General features: G+C 46.0%; 17 protein-coding genes. 6 read left to right on the top strand and 11 right to left on the bottom strand.

Annotated features, from left to right (window positions below):
• Positions 1-151: 151 nt before the first annotated feature.
• Both J7E85_RS09035 and J7E85_RS09040 read left to right on the top strand, forming a co-directional pair.
• A complete protein-coding gene (locus J7E85_RS09035; protein WP_215157020.1) occupies positions 152-898 on the top strand; it encodes an EcsC family protein in 747 nt (248 codons plus the stop codon).
• A 318-nt stretch (positions 899-1,216) separates the two neighbouring features.
• Complete coding sequence (locus tag J7E85_RS09040) at positions 1,217-2,566, top strand: glycoside hydrolase family 64 protein (protein WP_215157022.1); 1,350 nt, start codon at positions 1,217-1,219, stop codon at positions 2,564-2,566.
• Between the two features lie 317 nt (positions 2,567-2,883).
• Here the strand turns inward: J7E85_RS09040 and J7E85_RS09045 are convergent, their stop codons facing one another.
• On the bottom strand, positions 2,884-4,332 hold the full coding sequence (locus J7E85_RS09045; protein ID WP_076321536.1) for an MFS transporter: 1,449 nt from the start codon (positions 4,330-4,332) through the stop codon (positions 2,884-2,886).
• A 452-nt stretch (positions 4,333-4,784) separates the two neighbouring features.
• Positions 4,785-5,372 carry a dihydrofolate reductase family protein gene (locus J7E85_RS09050; RefSeq protein WP_215157024.1) on the bottom strand — a complete coding sequence of 196 codons (588 nt, stop codon included), beginning with the start codon at positions 5,370-5,372 and terminating at the stop codon, positions 4,785-4,787.
• A 377-nt stretch (positions 5,373-5,749) separates the two neighbouring features.
• On the opposite strand from J7E85_RS09050, the gene J7E85_RS09055 reads away from it, so the two are divergent.
• Positions 5,750-8,122, top strand: a complete 2,373-nt coding sequence (locus J7E85_RS09055; RefSeq protein WP_215157026.1) for an S-layer homology domain-containing protein — start codon at positions 5,750-5,752, stop codon at positions 8,120-8,122.
• A gap of 282 nt (positions 8,123-8,404) precedes the next feature.
• Here J7E85_RS09055 and J7E85_RS09060 read toward each other — a convergent pair whose 3' ends face one another.
• The 3 genes from J7E85_RS09060 to J7E85_RS09070 are packed head-to-tail and all read right to left on the bottom strand — an operon-like array spanning position 8,405 to position 9,746.
• Positions 8,405-8,998: a YdeI/OmpD-associated family protein gene (locus J7E85_RS09060; protein ID WP_215157028.1), complete on the bottom strand. Its 594-nt coding sequence runs from the start codon at positions 8,996-8,998 to the stop codon at positions 8,405-8,407.
• 13 nt (positions 8,999-9,011) lie between these two features.
• Entirely contained in the window at positions 9,012-9,572 is a 561-nt protein-coding gene (locus J7E85_RS09065; RefSeq protein ID WP_215157030.1) for a pyridoxamine 5'-phosphate oxidase family protein, read from the bottom strand.
• A 24-nt stretch (positions 9,573-9,596) separates the two neighbouring features.
• Positions 9,597-9,746: a hypothetical protein gene (locus J7E85_RS09070; RefSeq protein WP_215157047.1), complete on the bottom strand. Its 150-nt coding sequence runs from the start codon at positions 9,744-9,746 to the stop codon at positions 9,597-9,599.
• A gap of 287 nt (positions 9,747-10,033) precedes the next feature.
• Between J7E85_RS09070 and J7E85_RS09075 the strand changes: the two genes are divergently transcribed.
• Entirely contained in the window at positions 10,034-12,088 is a 2,055-nt protein-coding gene (locus J7E85_RS09075) for a serine hydrolase domain-containing protein (protein WP_215157050.1), read from the top strand.
• A gap of 74 nt (positions 12,089-12,162) precedes the next feature.
• Here the strand turns inward: J7E85_RS09075 and J7E85_RS09080 are convergent, their stop codons facing one another.
• Together J7E85_RS09080 and J7E85_RS09085 are read right to left on the bottom strand one after the other, a co-directional pair.
• On the bottom strand, positions 12,163-12,567 hold the full coding sequence (locus tag J7E85_RS09080) for a nuclear transport factor 2 family protein (RefSeq protein WP_215157052.1): 405 nt from the start codon (positions 12,565-12,567) through the stop codon (positions 12,163-12,165).
• A gap of 110 nt (positions 12,568-12,677) precedes the next feature.
• A complete protein-coding gene (locus J7E85_RS09085; protein WP_215157054.1) occupies positions 12,678-13,145 on the bottom strand; it encodes a DinB family protein in 468 nt (155 codons plus the stop codon).
• Positions 13,146-13,339: 194 nt separating this feature from the next.
• On the opposite strand from J7E85_RS09085, the gene J7E85_RS09090 reads away from it, so the two are divergent.
• Positions 13,340-14,242: a LysR family transcriptional regulator gene (locus J7E85_RS09090; RefSeq protein ID WP_215157056.1), complete on the top strand. Its 903-nt coding sequence runs from the start codon at positions 13,340-13,342 to the stop codon at positions 14,240-14,242.
• A 195-nt stretch (positions 14,243-14,437) separates the two neighbouring features.
• Positions 14,438-15,361 carry a S66 peptidase family protein gene (locus J7E85_RS09095; protein WP_215157058.1) on the top strand — a complete coding sequence of 308 codons (924 nt, stop codon included), beginning with the start codon at positions 14,438-14,440 and terminating at the stop codon, positions 15,359-15,361.
• A gap of 324 nt (positions 15,362-15,685) precedes the next feature.
• On the opposite strand, the gene helD is transcribed toward J7E85_RS09095, so the two are convergent.
• The 4 genes from helD to J7E85_RS09115 all read right to left on the bottom strand — a co-directional run bounded on the left by helD (position 15,686) and on the right by J7E85_RS09115 (position 22,142).
• The gene (helD, locus tag J7E85_RS09100; protein WP_215157060.1) at positions 15,686-18,103 is read right to left on the bottom strand and encodes an RNA polymerase recycling motor HelD; all 2,418 of its coding nucleotides are present in this window, start codon (positions 18,101-18,103) and stop codon (positions 15,686-15,688) included.
• Positions 18,104-18,402: 299 nt separating this feature from the next.
• Positions 18,403-18,798 carry a MerR family transcriptional regulator gene (locus tag J7E85_RS09105; protein WP_215157062.1) on the bottom strand — a complete coding sequence of 132 codons (396 nt, stop codon included), beginning with the start codon at positions 18,796-18,798 and terminating at the stop codon, positions 18,403-18,405.
• A gap of 50 nt (positions 18,799-18,848) precedes the next feature.
• Positions 18,849-19,829, bottom strand: a complete 981-nt coding sequence (locus J7E85_RS09110; protein ID WP_215157063.1) for an aldo/keto reductase — start codon at positions 19,827-19,829, stop codon at positions 18,849-18,851.
• Positions 19,830-20,192: 363 nt separating this feature from the next.
• On the bottom strand, positions 20,193-22,142 hold the full coding sequence (locus J7E85_RS09115) for a beta-N-acetylhexosaminidase (protein WP_215157065.1): 1,950 nt from the start codon (positions 22,140-22,142) through the stop codon (positions 20,193-20,195).
• Positions 22,143-22,184 lie beyond the last annotated feature (42 nt).

The following is a 22,184-nucleotide window of genomic DNA, read 5'->3' on the forward strand; positions in this document are numbered from 1 at the left end:
TTTGATAGCCTTGAAGATGAACGTATACATCTTATTCTTGCCTCCATGCGAAACTGGACTTTAGTCGAGGTCTGCTACCTCCTGCAGTCTGTTTCGAATTACGGAGATATTCGTTACAATATAGCCAAGTATTTTTGAGGAGCGATTGATCATGAATTACGAACATAAAGTACAGAGGGAAATTGCCGACTGGGAACATAAAATGTTCAAACCACCAGGATGGCTGGAAAAGACATCGAAAACCATCGGCAATCGGATCAATCATTTGATTCCCCCGAAGGTGCACAGCATCATTACGACCACCATTCGATCAATCGTTCGCACGGCATTGTTCGGTGCGGAATATACGCCAAGTCGCGCGGTGGAGCGTACACTGGAACTGGAGGCTGCCGATCAAGAAGCGAAAGAGTTGTTTGCCCTGTACCAAAAAATCGCTGTTGCCGAGGGCGCTGGAACAGGGGCTGGCGGCATTATACTTAGCATGGTGGACTTTCCAGCTTTAATTGCGATCAAGATGAAATATTTGTTTGAGCTGGCCCATGTTTACGGTTATGACACTAAACACTTCTCCGAGCGGGTATTCATTCTCAAGGTATTTCAAATGACATTTTCCGGGCCAGAAAACCGTGCAAGGTTGCTCGATTCCATCAAGCATTGGCATATAGAAAAGGAACAATGGCGCTCCGATGCCGATTACGCCAAGAATATGGACTGGGAGACATTTCAGATCGAGTATCGCGACGCCATGGACTTTCGGAAAATGCTGCAGATGGTGCCTGGGATCGGCGCTATTGCAGGCGCATGGGCAAATTACAGCATCCTTGAGGAATTGCGTGAATTCGCTATGAACGCTTACCGCCTCCGCAGATTGCATGATGATTTCGTGGTTGTGGATTGATCGCTTTCTGTCGTCATATACATCCAAGGAACATCATTGCTTGGGAAACAACAAAGACAGCTAATCCATATGATTAGCTGTCTTTTGGTTAGCCTTCAATTGTCATTACTTCGTGATGAATGCGCCCACATCCGAAATTGCGAACCCCATCCCGAAATTCCAATACTACTATATTTTGGCAAAACGAATTATAATCCTTTTTGTGATCACATTAATTCTAAGTCAGACAGCCATATTCCACCGCCATACAAAGGAGGGATGCCGTTTCAAACCCAATTGCGAAGTTGACTTTATCTCCATACTAAAGGAGGAACTCTGATGATGCGAAAGAGAATGCCTTACCTGCTGATCCTGTCGTTGCTGCTGACCTCTTGTTTCATCTTCGGTACGAAAGCCGAAGCTGCAGACTATACGCAGGGCGTCGATTTATCCGGAAGTACAGCTACCGTATGGTTCAAATCCGCCGTCAATACGAGTTGGGTCGATGTGCATTATAAAGTGAACAGCGGAGAACAGCAAAATCACAGAATGGCTTACAACGCTAGCAAATCCCGATATGAACAGGCCATCTCAGGCATGGCCACCGGCCACGTGATTGCGTATTCTTTTACTTACAATAACGGAACTCCAGCCTACGACACCGGTGTCTTTACTTACACCGCCGGATCCATTTCACCTCCCTCTACTTCCGGCTCCATTTATGACATTCATCCGTCCTCAATTCCCATGCCTCCAAACGGCTCCGTCTCGGTGAAGATCATGAACGGGACCAATGGCGCTTATACCGACTCGCAAATATACTGGGGCGTTCTCGGCATCAATCCCGTTAACAATCAGTGGAGCTATCTGGACCTCAATGGCAATCTGATCCCCATCTCCATCGCCTTGAATGATGCACCAGAACATCTAACCAAGAACGGCATCAACTACGCCAACATTTATCACAAGGTCAGCGATGCTTCCTGGGTCACCTTGCCCCGGATCACGTCAGGTCGAATGTTCCTTAGCGTTGGCACTCCAATGTACCTGAAGACCTATAACGATGGATTCGCCGGCCCCGATCTGAACAATCCGACCGATCCAAACCGCGATATCTATTTCGATTTCGTCGAATTCACGATTGACGCGGCTGGCTATCACGGCAATACGACACGTGTAGACGGATTCGGTTTTCCAATCCAGCATCGACTGATCAACAAATCCGGTTCCTTCGATCAAACCGTAGGTGAGTTCGAAAACGAAACCCGAAACGGAATCTTCGCCAAATTCCAGGCCGAAGTTCCTGCCGCCTTCAAATCGCTGGCCACGATTCAAGCGCCTTATCGCATCGTCGCGCCGATTCACGGTTCTTTCGCACAAGGTGGCGCTAATGCCAACTATTTCGGCGGGTACGCTCCATACAGTACACAGGATATTTTCCGATGCGACGGCGCTTTAACGGATGCGGCAACCTGTGCAGCCATCAATCGCCATGTATATACGACTAATGACTGGAATAACGTGTCGAATTACTATCAGGCTGCGCCTGCCAATTATTACGCTAAATTCTGGCACGACCACAGCATTAACCGTTTGGCCTACGGGTTTCCATATGACGATGTCAACGGCCAGGCCGCTTACCTTGAAGTGGGCGATCCGAAAGGCCTGATCATCCGCATAGGCTGGTAAATCTTCCGTGATCGCTAAAGCGTTGAAAATCGCCGATAGGCAAAAAGAAACGCCGTCTTGGTATGAATGAAGTTTCCTGTGTAGTAGACCAATGTTGATCAACATCAGGCATCCCTCTAATCGGCAAGTATATAAGTTTTTGTCTACCGACAGTTGATAAATTCAATCTTCAATTATAAACAAAAACGATGCCACAAAGTCATCGTTTTTGTTTTTTAACTATCAATAGATTGCATGAATCCCACTGTTTACGCTTTAGTTGCAAAACAGCAGTCATTACTCTGGTTAGCCATCTCTTCAGTTTTGTTGCTCAACGATTACATCGCTTTCGGAACGTTTGATGAATCTGTCTGTTTAGGAGAACGGATAAACATCAAGGCTAATATCGCACCCGCAAAAGCAACAATTCCAGACCAAAGGAAAGCTTGCTGAAAACCATGATTAAGAGCTGCCACAGGATTAGAATCTGATATGGAAGCCGTAGTTGATGCAGCGATCGCTACCATGATAGCAAGGCTTATAGCTGATCCTATCTGATAGCTTGTATTAGCAAGTCCAGATGCAAGCCCCGCTTCTTCAGGCTTGGCTCCCGACATAGCAGCCATCATAGAAGGAATATAGGCTAGAGACATTCCGAGAGCACCTAAAAGTGAAGCTGGAAGTACATTGATAAGGAAACTGCCATCCACAGGCGTATTGGTTGAGAATAAGAGCATTGAGCCTCCAAGGGCAATCAATCCAATCACAATGTTTGCTTTTATACCGAATTTACCGATCAATTTGCCCGTAATAACGATCATGAAGATAGCAATCAAAATCGTCATCGGAAGCAGACCAATCCCTCCAGCGAAAGCTGAGAACTTTAGTACCTGCTGCATATAAAGGTTCAGGAAGTACCATAATGGTATCCAACCACCAGATAACATGATAAGCGCGATATTGCCGGCAGCCAGGTTAGGCGCCTTAAAGATTCGAAGGGGTACAAGCGGTTCCTTTTTGATTAGCTGAATGATGAGGAAAAGAATAAACAATATCACTCCTGCGATAAGTGTCCACACGGTGATCGGTGCTCCCCATCCATTATGTTCTGCAGTCACGATGCCGTAAACGATTAAAACCAATGATGCTGTGACCGATATGGATCCTGCTATATCGATGCTTCCTTTTCTGCGTATACCTTTTGCTAAAAGACCAGGAGATAAGAGTAAGGCGACAATCCCAACAGGTACATTAATTAAGAAGGTCCATTGCCAACTTAACCACTCCGTTATAACACCACCCAGAAATACCCCTGCTGATCCTCCCGCAGCTGCCGAAGCACCCCAGAACCCCAGCGCTTTACCCAATTCTTTAGGATTACCGCTGAACAACATCATCACGATGGTTAGAGCTGAAGGTGCTATTAATGCGGAACCGAATCCTTGCAGCGCACGACCGATGTTTAGTGACTCTTCGTTCCATGCAAAACCAGCGAGTAAGGATGCTACTGTGAGAATCATGAAACCCCACATGAACATGCGCCGTTGTCCAAAGAGGTCTGATAATCGGCCACCGAGTAGTAAGAGCCCCCCGAAGAAAATCACATATGCGTTAAAGACCCATTGTAAACTTTCCTGAGTATATCCAAGCGCTTCTTTGATTGCTGGCAATGCAACTCCGATAATCGATGTATCCATAATCACCATAAAATTCGCAAGACATAACAATGCTAGTGCCATCCATCGTTTTGGATCTGCTTGTAAAAGAACCTGCTCTTGTTTTGACATTATAAATCCAACCTCCTTTAGCTACTTATCACCAGGTTCTTTTGATTCAATAAATTAACGCTCGCGGCGGCCGCCTTAGAAAGTGAGTTACTTCAAACCATTATTTACCGGTGAGATTTGTAATTATAGTATACCCCCCTATACTATACTGTCAATAAATTTTTATTTTTAAAAAATAAGTTTTTTGTTGCATTTGCAACAAATAAGATGATAAATAGATCGCGTGCGTAAAATGACCAGTATAAATTGATTCACTCGACTTATAATGCGTATTAAACCTCGGATTGCGAAGGACACGGCACTTTCAGGTTGCGTTCCATGAACAAATGACCACTTCAATGAATTGTCCTTATTCATCGAAATGGTCATTAGATTCAAGCTGCACTCGTATTCTTGACGGCACCGACCAGAAGAAGAAATCCATGAACTGATCAAACAGAGCTTTGTTTTAACTATGGCGTCTTCTCGAGGTTAACATGGTTCACTTCATTCCCATCCGAATGATAGATGAGCTGTACAACCCCAGTGGAGAACGTTTTTGCATTTACCAGCTTTAAATTCAACCTTTGCTTGATATCCATAAACAACGGTTTTCCTTCTCCCAAAATGACAGGGTGAACCGATAATCTGAATTCATCAACCAGCCCTAACTGGATAAAGGTTGTAATAAGGCTTGCTCCCCCATATAACCAGATGTCTTTACCTGGCTTATTCTTTAATGCATGTACTTCCTCAAGGATATGATTGTTGATGTAAGTTGCTTTATGGTCGCTCCCTTTTTGCGTCCTAGAAAACACATATTTTTCTTTACTGTGAACGATTGACCAAAATTCTTGTTCAGTTTCCGGATGATCCGTTTCAGGTGTAAATTGCCCCCATAAATCATAACTTTTTCTGCCATACAAAATCGTATCGATTTGATTTAAAAAATCCATAAACCCCATCTCCGGGTCCATAATGCACCAATCTACTTCCCCATTTTTCCCTTCAATAAAACCATCTAACGTAACTGCTAAATCTAAAATGATTCTTCGGCTCATGATTTATTACTCCTTTCGGGATTTACCACTCATTGTAGCTTATAATTATGTCATCTAATGTCTTATTTAATAAGAACGGGACGAATTTTTTAAGTGTCAGAATGATCTTTCGGTTTATAGGATAAGGTGTCTGTGACTGGATCTCCGCCTTCTGTTTTTTTACTTTCATTCTTGTGTCCATTGACCCAGTGCAAGTATAGACCTATTTCCTAAAAAATTGATTGCAAGCCGTGAACCTCGGCATATATGATAAGATCACGAATCCGTTACGGATTCCATAATCCGGCATTGATTCTGCCATTTCATGAGGGGGATTTTATCTGAAACGCAAACTCATCGTCAAAGCAATAACCACAGCCGCGCTGCTGAGCGCATGCGTGTATCCCGTCCACGCGGATTCCATTTCGCTGAGCGATATCAATCAATCCTATGCCAAGGATGCGATTCTGGAATTAGTGGAACAGGGCATTATCAATGGAAAGGGCAACGGCAAGTTCGATCCGACCGGCAAAATCGAGCGCCAGGACTTTGCCATTATCTTGGCGAAGGCATTAAACCTTGATGTGTCGCCGAAGCCAGCGGATTCAACGTTCAGCGACGTCCCGCAGGACCACTACTCCTACTCATTCGTAGAGGCTGCGGTTAAAGCCGGCTTAATCAAAGGCCAGGGCAATGGGGAGTTTGGCATGGGACAGAACCTAACACGACAAGACATGGCGGTGTTGTTTGTTCGGGCATTGGGCGTTGAGGTTGAGGGCATGGGCAGCCAGCTGAAATTCTCCGATGCGGCGAGCATCTCCTACTATGCCAAGGATGCCGTTGCAGCCGCCATTGAGCTTGGGCTTATGAACGGCATGAATGGAAAGGAGTTCAACCCAGTCGGTCAAGCGGACAGGCAATCGGTCGCCTTAGTCGCCAATCGATTCCTGAAAGTGAAAGAGCAGGTAGATACCCCGTCAGAACAGCCAGTCCAGACGCCCAAACCCGACGAGGTAACACCTCCTCCTGCTGAGAAGCCGACGCAGAATCCAACGCCGTCTACCGGAGGCAGCAGCGGCGGATCAACCGCGCCAAGCTATCCGAATCCGGGCAACCCAAGCTCGCCAGATAGCGCTGCTCCGATTGTAAGGCTTTTGTCTGCCTCCTCCGTTTTCATAGGGGAGAACGTGGCGGTCACTAGCAATGAAACCGGGTTCGTTTACTTAGTCCCCTATTCCCTAAACGCCAACACGAAAGCGCAGCTTGAAACCTCTGTCGCCGAAAAGCTTGCCAGTAAATCCGTCGTTGCAGCAGCTCAAGCGGAAACACTCATTGCAACGGCGAATCTGTCAGCGGGCGACTACAAAGCGTATGCGGTCGACGCTGCAGGCAATGTGTCCTCGCCAACCGGCAAAATTACGCTTTCAGCGCTGCAGTTGGAACAGCCGGCCTTGCATTTTTCCGATGCACGGACGCTCGTAATCACATACAATGAGACCCTTAACCCCCTCTTCGTTCCAACTGCCCATGAATTATCGGTATATACCAAGGATGGTGAGTTACAATTACCGAAAGAGGTAGAACATATTAACATTACGGGCCGAACCGTTATTGTTGCCCTAGCGGAATCACTGCCGATGGCAAGGCCGGTGGAGGTCGTATATGATCCGTCTTCAGCCGCCACCGCGATCCGCAGTGCAACAGGAACGATCTCACCTGCATTCGGGCCGATCATGGTTCAGTATTTGCCGGACAACGTAAGGGAATTGTTTGAAGCGCTGATCACCGAAGCCGAGGCGCTGCGCGACACCTCAATTCCAGGGAACACAGCCGGCACTTACCCGTCGTTCGCGTTTGAGCAATTAAACCAGGCGATCTTGAACGCCTACTCCATCGCAGACAACCCGAATTCGCCTGCTGCAAGTTTGGCAATCGGTTATAACGATCTAATCCAACAAATGAAAGCCTTCAAAAACAGCCGAATAGAGCCCCTGAGAGTCTCTCTTGCCGAGGAAAATGCATCGTTTGTATTAAATAGCAACATGTTGCGCGTGAATGGCATGTCAGCCCAAATTACGGACTCCTCGCTAGACGAAGATCGATATGATATAAGGAATATTAGAAACCTTATCGAGGTAACGAGAGGCGATGCTTTCATAGAATTGGAAATTCGTTATGACTCTGTCACTAATAGGTACGAGATTCAATCAGAAGGCCAAACGATAGGACATATCGAGATCGAGACTTCGGATCCATCGCTCATCCAGTTAACCGCCCGTGATCATGGCATCCATGTAGCACCTGCTCCGAATGTCGATCAAGACCGCCCGGTCTCCCTGATCTTTAAAGTTTTCGAGAAGGATGCAGAAATCGGCAAAGTCGAATTGCCCATCCGATTTGATTCCGAGCCTCCAACGGTTACAGAAGTTACTTACGACAGCGCTCAAGGACTCTTCTTATTCCAATCCAGTGAACCGGTATACTCTTATCCTCAGACCATTCAACTAAGAGCACAAGTGGATTATTCCGGTAACGGCGATTTCAGCCAAAATTCCATCGATATCTTCCCGTTAGTGGACGGAGAAGACTTCAAGATAGAAATCACACTGGATAAACGCGCCGTCACGCTCCAGCTTACCCGTATGGGCATTTCCAAGCTGGCCACCCAGCTTCCAGGTGGAAAGTTCAAAATCATGATTAACGGCATGAGTGATTTCGCTATGAATTGGCAGCCGGAGATTCATATCATTGACGCGCCGGAAACACCATAATGAACAAATGGAAGCCCGGATTTTTCAAGGAAGTACCCAAGTTGTTCATTGCTACACGTATATCCTCACTCTCGCAAAGTTAGATGGATTCGTTGTGTCAAAAGAGTTGAATTCCCTTCCAACATACAAAATCCCACTGATTCTTAATTTGATCAGTGGGATTTATTATCTGTGCGGACCCTTTAGATGAATATGTATTAATTTACTTTATAACAGGCAGCACCTTTGTATGTGGGGCAGAACTGAGTCAAATACTCCAGGCTGTTGCTCGTGTGTTGTCGATCAATCATTTAATCCCTTTCCATTCAAGATATGCGGGATATATTTTTCAACCCTGGACTCTCGCGTTTTGGATTGCTTGGGTGCAGAAAAATACAAAATGTAGGCTCTTTGCCGTCCCGGCGTTAATGCTTCAAAAGCCGTTTTCAAGCCTTGAATTTCAACGAATTTACTTTCTAATTCTTCCGGTATGATATATTCCGTATTCTTTTTAAAGCTCACTTGCAAACCGGCTTTCTCAACTTCGATGGCTTCAACAATATATGTTTTCAGGATAAGTTGCATTTCATCGATCTCTTGAACATTGGTGAACCGAATCTGACGCGCTGCCTGAACATTCGCCGTTTGCTGGATTAGGATTTCATGGGGATCTTTTAACAACGCGCCTTTATGAAACAGAAGCGCACAGTAATCCTTAAAGCCATGAATCAAAACGATGTTTTTATCGTCAAGCGTGTAACAAGGATGCATCCACTTAAAATCCTCGGTCAGTCCGCAGTCAAGAACGATTTCTCTCAGCAGATTGAATTCTTCCTTCCACTTCTTAAGCTTGTTAAAATAGGGATCAATCTTGGAATTCCTTTCACCTTTTATCATCGAGGTACCCCCTTTATGTCCTTGTTCGTTTCGCTAGAGATGTCGGCAATTGGTCGAGGCTGCTCAAATTCTTTTCTTGCCAGTAACTGTTCAAGCCTTCTTCACCTTTGTGCTCCGCCCACCGTTGGAGTGTTTCTCTCTCCTTTTCGTACGACATGAATGGTACCGCATAACCGCAGGACGTCTGGACTTTATGTATATCGACTGTAATGATCTGCCGGACTCCAGGCATCGGCTCGAACATTCCGTATAACAACTCCCACTCGGTGTGTTCCGGAAGAATTACCGTTCCGGTTCCGTACAGGCGCAGAATATTCGGAGGTCCCTGGAATGCGCAGAACATCATCGTGATACGACCGTTCTCTTCGAGATGGGCACTGGTCTCATTGCCGCTCCCGGTCAAATCCAAATATGCGACCTTACGATCGGACAAAATCCGGAACGTGTCGTATCCCTTCGGCGACAGGTTGACGTGCCCATCCCGCGACATGGGAGCCGTGCCGACAAAAAACAGGTGCTGCTTTCGGATAAAGGCCATATGCTCGGGGAGCATGGCCGGAAACTGTTTTCCCATCGTATCCCCTCCGATGAACTTGTATTAGGTTCGTTTCACGCGTGAACACCGACCCAGGTCGAGCGCTCTGAGGCGTTCGGACGGATCGCTGGCTCCGGTCGTGATCTCGCTCTTGGCTATACGTTCATTGTATTCGAAGCCGCCACATAAGTATAATATATTCTTATCACGCATACATACACTCCGGTTATGAATAAGGCGACTAACTCTTCACAACTGTTACGGATGCGCTCTGCCTCGATTATAGTAATGCCTTGTTCGTTATCGACCAACAACATGCCCTTACATTTTACAACTGAATTTCCCCTCCCCCGCTTATTTATACATCGATATCTAACCCATATCTCTTACGAATCTTGCGTCCTGCTTCCTTTTTACTTTGACTTTACTTCATTTTTACTCCCATCTATTAAGCTAACGTGAGGTAGTAAATACCGAATTTATTTTAGGAGGAATTATTAATGAAGAAGATAGCTTCTGTGTTAATCACCGCTATGCTTTTTGCATTACCGGTTACACCTACTTTTGCTCAAGCGAATCATGATACTGTTAAGCAAAAGGCTCAAGCACTGGCTTCGGAGATGGTGTCCAATTATGATGTAAGTGGCTTGCAGTATGCGATTATGGATCATGGATCCATTGTGTTATCCGATAGCGCTGGTGTATATGATAAAGCTACCAAGGAACCGATAAACAAAGACACCATGTTTGGAATAGGCTCAGTCAGTAAAATGCATGTATCTGCTGCAACGATGATGTTAGCTGATTCGAATCAAATTGATATTGATAAACCACTGATCAAGTATATCAAGGAATTTAAAATGGCGGATGAACGATATAAAAAGATTACACCACGGATGTTAATGAATCATTCTTCAGGGCTTTACGGTAGTCACTATGCGAATAGTATATTTTTTGATGATAATGATACGAAAAATCATGATGAATTATTGGTAAAATTACAATCAGAAGTTTTAAAGTCAGACCCAGGCGAATATTCAGTATATTGTAATGATGGCTTTCAACTGCTTGAATTATTGGTTGAACGAGTAAGCGGTTTGAGTTATACCGAATTCATTGAACAATATATTAGCACCCCGCTGAATTTAGACTCTACTAAAACACCACTCGATTCATTTGATAGAGAACGGCTGGCAAAAACTTATTTTCCTGGAATGAATCAGGCTTTACCCGTTGAGAATGCCAATATCCTTGGGACAGGAGGCCTATACTCCACGGCGGAAGAAGTAAGTAAGTTCGCTGAAGTATTAATCGGGAATCGAACGGATATTTTATCCGAGAAGTCAGCAAAGTCTATGCAGAACCATGAGTATCGAAATGGAATCTGGGTTTCTGAAGAGACTAACACCGTGAATTATGGTCTTGGTTGGGATGCCGTTCGTTTAGCACCTTTTAGTGATTACGGAATAACGGCATTATCCAAAGGTGGGGATACTGTTATGTATCACGCAGCTTTGACTACCCTACCCGATCATGATATTTCTATAGCTGTGCTTTCATCGGGAGGGAGCTCAATTTTCAATAATGTGTTTGCATCTAACGTTTTATTAGAATATTTAAAAGATAAAGGCATTATTAAAAATATTCTACCCGAAAAAAGATTTGAGTCTTCCTTGAAAGTAGAAATGCCATCGGAATATCTCTCTTATTCTGGAGTATACGGTTCAGTGGGCACTACAATAAATATTGGAATTAAGAACGGAGAGATTGATTTACCTGCTCTATCAGGGGGAGAGATACCACCACAAAAATATGTATACACGGGCAATGGACAATTTAAAAACAAGGATGGAAATGTAGCCATTAGTTTTGACCAACAAAAGAATGGAAAAACCTATTTAAAGGTTAACGCGTATACGAATCTTCCGGGATTAGGTCAAACCGTTGCGGTAATGTATGAATATCAAAAGCTGGATCCCAATCCTCTAAATGATACAACTAAAAAGGTATGGGAGCATAGAAACGGAAAAAGTTATTATGCATTGGATGAAAAGATAACTTCTGGATTTTATCTAGCACCACAGGTCTTAAATAAGAAAATATCCGTTGATGTGGAACATGGGTACGCAAACGGCACTAATATTGTGGATGTGAATCAAGCCGTAAACGCAGTTGAAATTCCTATCATGTATGGAAGGGATGCATTTGATTTGAAGTTCTATACATTGAACCGTACGGAGTATGTAATGGTCAATAGTCAATCCTATATCAGTGAAGATGCGATTCAACCCATATATGCAGGGAACTCCTCGATCAGCAGCATACCATTCAATGGTCAGGCTGTTTGGTATAAGATTGATGAAAAATCAGCCAATCGAGCCATGACTCTGGAGGCTCCTTCAAGTGGAGGATTTGCCGTTTATGACGGAAAGGGAAATGTTGTGAACTTTTCAAAGGCAAGCAACAATCACTCGGTTGTACTACCTGAAAGCGGGATGATCGTTTTTGGTGGTAAGGCGGGAGATGTATTTCAAATTAATCTGAAGGCTAAGTAGGCTAGAACTTGTATTGGGAAGCCTTGATCCGAATGGACCCAGCTTCCCAATATGCACGGCAGTGTTTATATCGATTATGGGGTCTCGTAGTTTTTTAACGGCATACCTACGTATTCCCGGAAGGAGCGAATCCGCTCTCCCTCGAACTCGAAGACGATTGCAAGCTCATTACGAAAAGGCCGCCCATTCAACAAACCTTCCGAGCGAAATACCACCACCCCGTTGTCCTCACTCTCAAGCTCGATGAGCAGAGTCAGTTGCATCTGAAATACGGAGCGCTCGAACCTGATCAATTCTTCGAACCGCTCTTTGCCTTGCTGTTCGTGGTTCCATCTCTCTAACGGAAGCGGAACGAAGAAATGGAAATCTTCCGTAACCGTTGTAAGAAAATCGGCTGTGTCCCCTGTTTCTAAAGCCTGCTTAAAAGCATCAAACACTTCACAAGTTCGGGATTGGACTGAGTCTAGAGATTTCTCCATGAACAAATCCTCCTTATTAAAAGGTTTATTGTACTCTCTAAATATTGAGTTTTCATTGAGTCGTTTTGATTGGTGAGACGCCATGTAAAAGGAATCTTGCGTAACATTGGTTAGTGCGACACAACCTTTAGCTGGCTCGATATCGTTCCTAGGTGAATGGCTTCGTGAATCAGAGCGAAGTTGAACAACTCGCCGGCGGTGTTGAATTGGAACGGGCCCAAAGCATACGGATTCGAAAGCTTCTCCCCCAGCATTTCAGGTGTCAACTCAGATAAGCGAGAAAGCTGCGCGGTTAACAACGCGACCAACTCTTCCTTCGATGGAGGAGTAAACGTCCAGTCCAAGGGCTTTGTTCCAGAGTTAAACAGCGTTTCGTACGAACCCGGTATAGCAGCCGGAGAGCCGAAGCTTAGCGTAGAATACTTATCCATCCAATAAATCACATGGCCGACATTCCAACGGATTGTATTGTTGAATCCTAGCCCTTGAATGTCGAACAGTTCCTCAGGGATCGCCTGCACCTGCTGCAGCACCACTTGACGTACGGTTGTTGCCGTGTTGATAACCATGTCAGACATGTTAATTTCCTCCTTTGTTATGAGAACCTTTTGATATTCCCAGTTTAGATCTCATGGAACCTTCCATCAATGCAGTGGGCGTTACCGGAACGTTAAGTATCAGTTAACGATTATTCGTTGACAGAAAAACAAGATGGAGCAACAATAATCAGTGAACACGATACAGCGATACAATAGAAAGCAGGTGAAAATCGATGGAGTTAAAACAACTGCAATATTTCATGGCCATATGTGAAGAGCTTCATTTCACGAGAGCAGCCGAAAAAATGGGTGTCAGCGCACCCAATATCAGTCAGCAGATAAGAAGATTGGAAGAAGAATTAGGGGTTCTGTTGTTCGATCGTGTGGGTAAAACAATTGTTCTTACAGACGCTGGAGCAATTCTTCGTGAACATGGTGCTGCCGTGTTCACGCATCTGCAGCAAGCGGGCGACGCCATTGCTGATCTGAAGCAAATGCAAGGCGGATCTCTTTCCATCGGGGTTTTGCCCGGTGACGCGGATCTCATGTTTAATGCCTTGCTACTGAACTTCCATCAAACCTATCCCACCATCTCCCTGTCCCTTTTGGAAACCACAAAAGTAACAGAACAAGTTCTGGACCGAAGCATCGATGTCGGCGTAACCATTGGACCTGTTATCGATGATCGTCTCACGTCAATTCCTCTGTTTCATGAAGAGTTCTCATTAGCAGTAAGTATGAATGATCCCATTGCCACGGAGAACTTCATCCCCTTGAAGAGGTTGCAAGCCTTAAAGATGGTCATGTTTCCAGCCGACCACCAATGCCGGAAGCTGATCGACCGATTTTGCATGGACAACGGGTTTACTCTACAGCCGCACATGGTGACAACAACGTTATCTTCCCTCCTTCAGATGCTGCAGAGCGGAGTTGGCGCTTGTGTTCTGCCGCGACTTCTATTGGAGAATCTTCACAATCCCGACATCAAGGTTGTGCACCTGAGGAACCCTACGCCTTCTCAGGACATTTGTCTGATCTACCGTAGCGACAGGTATGTCGGATACGCCATGCGTACGTTTATCAAAACTTTGAGAGCCTACATCGAGACAGCTATCCATCATTCGAAGTCTTCATAGAAGGCAGCACTTTTCTGATCCTTCGGCGATATAGCATGAGAAACGAGCCGGCAAAGTCTGCCCCACTTCTTCTATCTCAACACAGAATACGTTCATTCAAAATCTTTTTTAGTACTGCACTGCGAATCTTGCCAATATATTCTATAGACATGATTACGATAGCTTCTTCTATTCTCAGGGAAGGAAGACAAGGATATGCCGATACGTCCGCCAATCTTGCAGAGGGGCGATACCGTTGGAATCGTTACCTTAGGTAGCCCGCTCGCTGCGAACATCATTAATGCACGGATCGAATATTTGAGAGCGATGGGGCTTCATGTTGTTTTGGGTCAATATGTATATGCACAAAACGGATTTCTTGCCGGCACAGACGAGCAGCGGGCTTCCGATTTAATGATGATGTTTCGAGATGAGCAGGTGAAAATGATACTGCCCACCAGAGGCGGTACAGGAGTGGCCGGAATTCTTCCGTACCTTGATTATAATGAGATACGAAATAACCCAAAAATCGTTACGGGTTACAGCGACATCACGGTACTATTAAATGTACTGCATCAATACGTGGATTTAATAACATTCCATAGTCTGCTGCTTATTGACTTTAAACCCGAAACGCCGGCTTATAATTTCGATCAGTTTTTTTCTGCGACATCCGTATATTCATTAACCCGGTCTATCTTGAATCCACAGGGGATGCCGCTGATAAGCCGTGTTCCTGGCAACGTTACGGGGCAGCTTGTAGGTGGTAATCTGACATCGTTTGTTGATACGTTAGGCACGCCTTTCGAAATCGATACACGGGGGAAGATTCTCGTTCTTGAAGAAACACATGAACCCACCAATACCGTCTACAGGTACTTGAATGATTTGAAGCTTGCCGGAAAATTTCGTGACTGCATCGGCATTATTATGGGAGAATGCTCAGGTTGCCAGGCGGCTTATGGCAAATCCTATGAAGATGTAATCAACGAATTTGTTGTACCTCTCGGTAAGCCGCTTATAACGAACCTTGCTACAGGTCATGGTTTTTATAAAGCCGCTTTGCCGATTGGCGCAACCGTTAATCTCGATTCAGTCCATAGTAGAATAACTACAGTTGAACCTACCGTCAGCGTTTGACATCGGCTAAGACGATGAGCTGTATCATGTCTAGCGACAAGCCTCACAGCGCGAGCCGGCAAGGAAAGTCCTCTGCCCTTATAATGATGTACGGTTCAGACTAACAAGCAGTAAAAAAACAGCCTTGGCCGACTAACGGCCTAGGCTGTTTGCATATGAGCGAGTCGGGGCCTATGTTTGCGTAGGAGCTTACATGATCCCTGCTTTCTTCTCACTCGAGCTGTCTATGGATAATAAATTATGGTCGAGGAACAAATTGATCTGTTTTCGAAGATTGGCTGAATGATCAGCAGTTTATCTCGGGAAGGCGTCATTCCCGATCCGTCAATATGTTGCTTTCTCATACAAATCATCAGGCAATGCCTGCACGAACGGTGACCAATCTCCTGTTGTATATACATGAAGTCGGTGCATGGCCCGCGTACATGCTGTATATAGAAGTTTGCGATCGTTTTCCCGGCTGTAAGCTTGAGATGATGCCTCATAAATCAGGACTGCATCAAACTCTACACCCTTGGCGAGATATACGGGAATTACCATCGCTCCTTTTTCAAAGGTGGCCGTCTCCTTCGTAATGAGCTGCAATGCTTCGCTACCTTGCACCCGTAACAATTCAAAGGCTGCGCGGCTTTCAGCCGCAGTCTTCGTAATGACGGCAATAGAGTCAAAGCCTTCGGCTTTAAGTGCCGCGATGTCTTTCAGTATACGTTCGTCACGCATCTCTCCGTCCTCCACCTTCATAAGAAGAGGCTTCGGCCCGCTCCTTTCAAAAGGGACGATTTCCGACTCATCGGAAAGCAGTACTTTCGTAAAATCCACAATCTCACGAGTTGAACGATAGCTGCGCACGAGGTGGATCAAGCTTGTTTCGGCTTCTCCATATAGCCGAAACAGCGGCGAATCGGAATCCTGCAGCTTCGTTGATTGCGTAAAGATCGCCTGCCCGAAGTCACCGAGTACCGTCATGCGGGCACGCGGAAATAGTTTTTTGAGATACTCATATTGAAACGTGGAATAATCCTGCCCCTCATCAACAAAGACATGCCGAATCTCCGTGTTCGTCCGAACGCCTTCGATCAGTTCTTTTAGATACAAATACGGAGTCGCATCCTCATAGAATAATTCGAGCCGCTCCAGCTTTTCTTTGGTTTGCTTACAAATTTCAGGCCATAGAACGGGGATCTCGGTCTCATTTGTCTTCTCTCGATAAGCAACTTCATCGTCAAACATTTGGACGTATAGGCTTTGGACATCAATAAACGATAATTTCTTCACGTGTTGTCTTAGCGGTTTGAAGCTCTCCTTCACGATCCTTTGACTGAGCAATTCTTCCTCCCGCTCGGCGAAGTCAAAGTCACCTTCATCTTCTCTGCGCTTATTGTTTATTTTCTCGTGAACGACGGCATAACGCTCGGCGATGTCAAACACTTCCCTATCCTTATGCAGTTCGCTGAAAATTTCCGCATATTGATCGTTGTCAAGGTAATGAAGCTCCCCTTCAACCCAGGACGCCCCGCGCTCCTTGCGTTCGAGTAGCGAAAGTTCCTTCAGAAGCCATTTCTGCAGGAGATCGACACGATTGGCCAAGCTCAAGGAAGGGTCGTAGCTGTAAAATTGGGTTCTCATTTGCTCTGCGGTTACCAGATCACGATCCCGAAACCGAATGCTTTTGAATAACATGCCTCCCCGCCCCAGCCACTGCGCATAGTTCTGCAGGGCTCTCAAGAAAGCCTCGGAAGCCTTGTACTTCATCCCCTGAAGGCGAGCCTCATAATCGGGAGTTGATTGTGCGGTCAGCACATATTCGATCTGATCGAAGGGATCCTCCAGACTTAAGGATGAACCCAGCCAATATTCGATATATTCCTGCAGAGTCGTCTGCTGCATGTTCTCCTCGCCAAGCTCGGGAAGGACAGAGGATACATAACTGTTAAATATTTGATTTGGAGAGAAAAGAACGATCTGGTCAGCCTTAAGCGAATCGCGGTTTTTGTACAGCAAATACGCCACACGTTGCAATGCCGCGGAGGTCTTCCCACTCCCAGCCGCCCCCTGCACGATAAGCAGCCGGCTACGATCGTTTCGGATGATGGCGTTTTGCTCCTTTTGGATAGTTGATACGATACTCTTCATTTGAGAATCCGCGCCTTTGGCCAACATTTGCTGGAGCAACTCGTCGCCAATCGTTACGTTCGCATCAAACAAATGACGAATTTGTCCATTGTGAATCTGATATTGCCGTTTCAACTCCATCATACCTGTGATCTGCCCGACCGGCGTGACGTAAGAGGCCGCACCGGGGGAATGGTCGTAGTAGAGACTCGCAATAGGACTGCGCCAATCATACACCAGGAAGCTTATTCCATCTTCATCGACGAAGGAAGATACGCCGATATAAATCTGCTCACTCACATTCAGGCCGTCCTCTAGAAAATCGACGCGCCCAAAATAAGGAGAAGGCAACAGCCGATGTAAGCTCCTCCATTGTTGCGTCAGAAGCCGGTGACGACGTTCCCTTTCGGATAACACCGCAGCCTGTTGTTTAATCGTATAAAATGTTTCTTCAAAGTCTTCGTCCGAGCTCGTGTTGACCGTAACCTCTTCCCAGAATCGCCTGCGAATCTCAGCAGCCTGATCGCGCATCCCGGTAACGCTTGGTTCCAACTCGTCGATCCTAGCCCTCAGCTTTTCCCTTACCTGATCTAGCCGTTCTTGTTCTAACCGCCATTCCTTCGCTTCCATGTTTTTCTGAACACACTCCTTTTCAATCTGGTATGAAAAAAGTGCATTGACAAATCAGGATCACCGATATACAATTAAATTAGGAACAGAAATTAAAATATCGGTTTTATCATAATTTTCAATCGCGCAAATGATTATAGCATAGCGCTTTTTTGTGTTCAATAGTTTTTTATTTCCCTTGGCGTATCTGCCAAGTTTTTTTATTTTCCCGTAAAATCGAACTCGCTCGCCCCCTCCCTATCACAAAATAGAAAAAACCGCGTTGTAGGTAGAGGTCCCGCAACCCGGTTTTATCAGCGTTAGTCCGCTGGCATTCTAAGTGTTTTTTCTTTTTTTATGATGGTTTGTTCATATCTTGCGATTTTATCGTTGAGCCGAACCAGCGTGTTCGTCATTTCTTCGACCTTGTCCGCAAGCCGGTTGCGCTGCTCAATCAATAGTCCTTTTCTTGTTTGGAGCGTATCGTCTCCTTGTTGAAATAGCGTAACATACTCGATAAGCACCTCGACCGGAAGACCCGCGCTTTGACGCATGCATTTAATAAAATCAACCCACTTGATGTCTTCCTCCGTATATTCCCTGATACCGTTTTTATTCCGGTTTACTGGCGGAATCAACCCAATTCGCTCATAGTAGCGAAGGGTATCCTGGGAAAGCCCAAACCTTTCGCTGATATCTTTAATCGTCTTCGTCATGTCTTGGTTCACCTTCTCTTCTATCGATACCGATTCCTGATAAGCACAGGTTATAACGCGCCCACAATCCGGTGAGGTACATACGGCTCTTCAAGTGAGGCAATCTCCTTCAGTGTAAGATTGACCGAAAGAGCAGCTGCAGCATCTTCGAGATGCGATATTTTGGTCGCACCGACGATGGGAGCTGTAACCGGTTGTTTTTGCAGCAACCAGGCAAGAGCAACCTGCACACGGGGAATGCCTCGCTCTGCCGCAATCTGTGCAACCCGTTCCACTATTACCCGATCGGCATCGGCAGTCGCATCATATTTGGATTTTTGAACCATATCGGTTTCGGAACGGTGCGTCGATTCTGACCAATCGCGTGTCAATCGTCCCGATGCTAGAGGGCTGTAGGGGATCACGCCAATTTTTTCGGATTTGCACAGCGGCATCATTTCGCGCTCTTCTTCGCGGTAAATGAGGTTATAATGGTTCTGCATCGAGACGAACCGAGTCCAGCCATTCATCTCGGCAACGTGCTGCGCTTTTAGAAACTGCCATGCATACATGGCCGAAGCTCCGATATAGCGGGCCTTTCCGGCTTTCACCACATCATGTAGAACCTCCATCGTTTCTTCGATAGGCGTATCATAATCCCATCGATGGATCTGGTACAGATCGACATAATCGGTACCCAAGCGCTTGAGGCTTTTGTCGATTTCACTCATGATCGCTTTTCGGGAGAGCCCCATGCCGTTAGGACCTTCGCGCATACGGAAATGAACTTTGGTCGCGAGGACGATTTCATCCCGATTGGCATAATCCTTCAATGCGCGTCCCACAATCTCCTCACTTGTACCGTCTGAGTACACATTCGCCGTATCGAAAAAGTTGATGCCGAGCTCCAATGCCTTTTTAATAATAGGACGGCTGTTCTCCTCATTAAGCACCCATTGATGCACCCACCGCTCTGCTACGCCAAATCCCATGCATCCAAGACAGATGCGGGATACGTCGAGCCCGGTATTCCCTAGTTTCACATATTCCATGAAGATCCCTCCTTATATTTAAGTCTATCACCTGGAGCTAACTCTAGGTCAATACGTATTTCATGATGAACCATCTATCTATATTGGGAAATGTTATTTTAATTATGATTTTCTAATCCGCACAGGAATTAGAAAAAATACTCCGATCTGCTTCCTCGTTATGCGCCCCCCCCCCCCGGAATCTTCAATCGTTTTTATGACCTTTGCCGGTACTCCGGCAACAATGGTATGATCAGGGACATCTTTTGCAACCATGGATATCCAGTCAAAATAAAGAAAGAGGCTGCCCTACAAGTCACCAAACATGACTTCGGACTACCTCTTTCTCATTTTATGGGGTATGAATGTATGCAGACTGCTGCTCTAAAACCTATTCTTAAGCGGCCGAATCCCTTCGTATTGGTCAAGCAGCCTATACATCGCTTGGGTGCTGGTCGCAAGACCACCTTCCCTATGGCGGATCCGCCATAATCTATTAAATTCTTCAATAACCAGCTTGAGCTGAGATTCCAGATCAATGATGCAGTTGAGCTCATCTTTTGCATCAGTCATATCGATCCGGCACATATATCGGTGAATCCCAACCGCCTGTTCAATCAACCGCAGGGTATTCCGCAGCTCGTCTGTAAGGACGTCGGCATCAGGAACTTGAAGATCAAGTTTTTCCAGCTGTTCTTTACGATTCTCCAGCCACTCCAGGATGTCTTGGTATTGAAAATCCAGCTGAAACGAGCTGACTGTCGTTCCATTGAGCTCTGCAAAAATCCGCAAAAACAAACTTAGCTCTTTCTCCAGCCGCTCTCGGCTCTTTAATCTGCGGGTCAATAAAGCACTCAGATAGGTGCCGTTATCAAGCGAGCTATTCTCCAAATGGTAGTACCGTCCCAATTCCATTAGGAAATGCCCGATCTCTCCGCTGGCGTCTTTAAATACGTACTCCGTCAGATAGTTCTTCAATTCATCTTCAAGGTGCAGGTTGCCTTCCGTATACCAGCTTAACCCGGCTGCATAGGCATACCCTGGATAGCTGATCGCCGGAACCTGCCAATGTCCGTTATCTCCCCAGTCGGTCACAATGAGTCCTCCGGCTCCGTATTTCCGACCTTGGACTGCTGCGTCGGCGATATTGTTCAGCATATTGTCGGTTCGACCGGACAGAGAGGACCAAGAGCTCGTTCCAGGACAGACATAATAGGAAATTCCGTTCTTTTGCAGCATGCTGCAGTGCTCGGCAAATGAAATGCTGCTGTCATAATTCCAATCGAGGATCGTCACATCATCCGGGATCCGTCCAACCACTTCCGGATGGCGAGTCAATACATCTCCCCACATCATCACTTTCTTCCCATGGCTTCGAACGATGTCCATCACGCCCTCTGCATACTCCATATACAACGGGCCCAATCCGATCGCGTCGCAACGCTCCTTGCTTTTGCCGGATCCAAGACCAAACGGCTCATCCATATTGATGTTTACCCAATCGGATGTGAACGCAGGCAGCAATTCGTCGAACATTCCCCGGATCAAATCCAAAGAACGTTGGTCCACGGGGTTCAAGGTGGTGGGAGGGAATGTCAACGGATACGGAGCATCAATCGGCATTCCGTCCGGATGCTCCGCAAGCTCACGGTACGCCGGTTTACTCAGCCAGTCTCCCATATGGCCCAGGCAATTCTGATTGGGCACCAGATCGATAAACCGGCTTGCAGCATATGCATCCAATCTGCGGAATTCTTCTGCTGTCATCGGTGTGCTTTCCGGGAACGCCATCTTGTGCTGCTCATATTCGAAGCAGTATCCCTCCATGTACAGCTGGAGATGATTCAGCTTTACCATCGACATCTGGTCGATCAGCTGGAACAGCTCGGACAGCTTCGGAATTTTACTGCGCCCGATATCCAGCATCAATCCGCGTACCGGAAAGTCGGGTTCATCTTCAATTCGACAGCAGCTCCATGTAAGGCCATGGCGAATGAGAAGCTGTTCTATGGTAACCACCGCATAATGCAATCCGGCCGGTTGACTGTACTCGATTCGAAGTCCCTCATCATCCCAATGCAAAACATAGCCTTCCGGGTGTAGTCCCTCCCGCAAAGAGATCCCTATATGAATGGGCAAATCTGTGGAAGCACCATGCTGAGAAGAGCCTGCCAACGCCTGCTCCACTCGAGTATTCAGTCTCACCTGCTCCACGGCTGGGACAGCTCGTTCCTGAATGTCATACGTAACGTTGGCTGACCAGCTCTTCTCCCCACCCAGCCATTTCACAAGACGCGGCTGTGGATACAACGGCATGAATTGCTCTTGTTTCATTGAATAGACACTTCCTCTCCCTGATTTGATACGTGAATAACA

Source organism: Paenibacillus sp. ISL-20, assembly GCF_018613005.1.
Lineage (GTDB): Bacteria > Bacillota > Bacilli > Paenibacillales > Paenibacillaceae > Paenibacillus_AQ.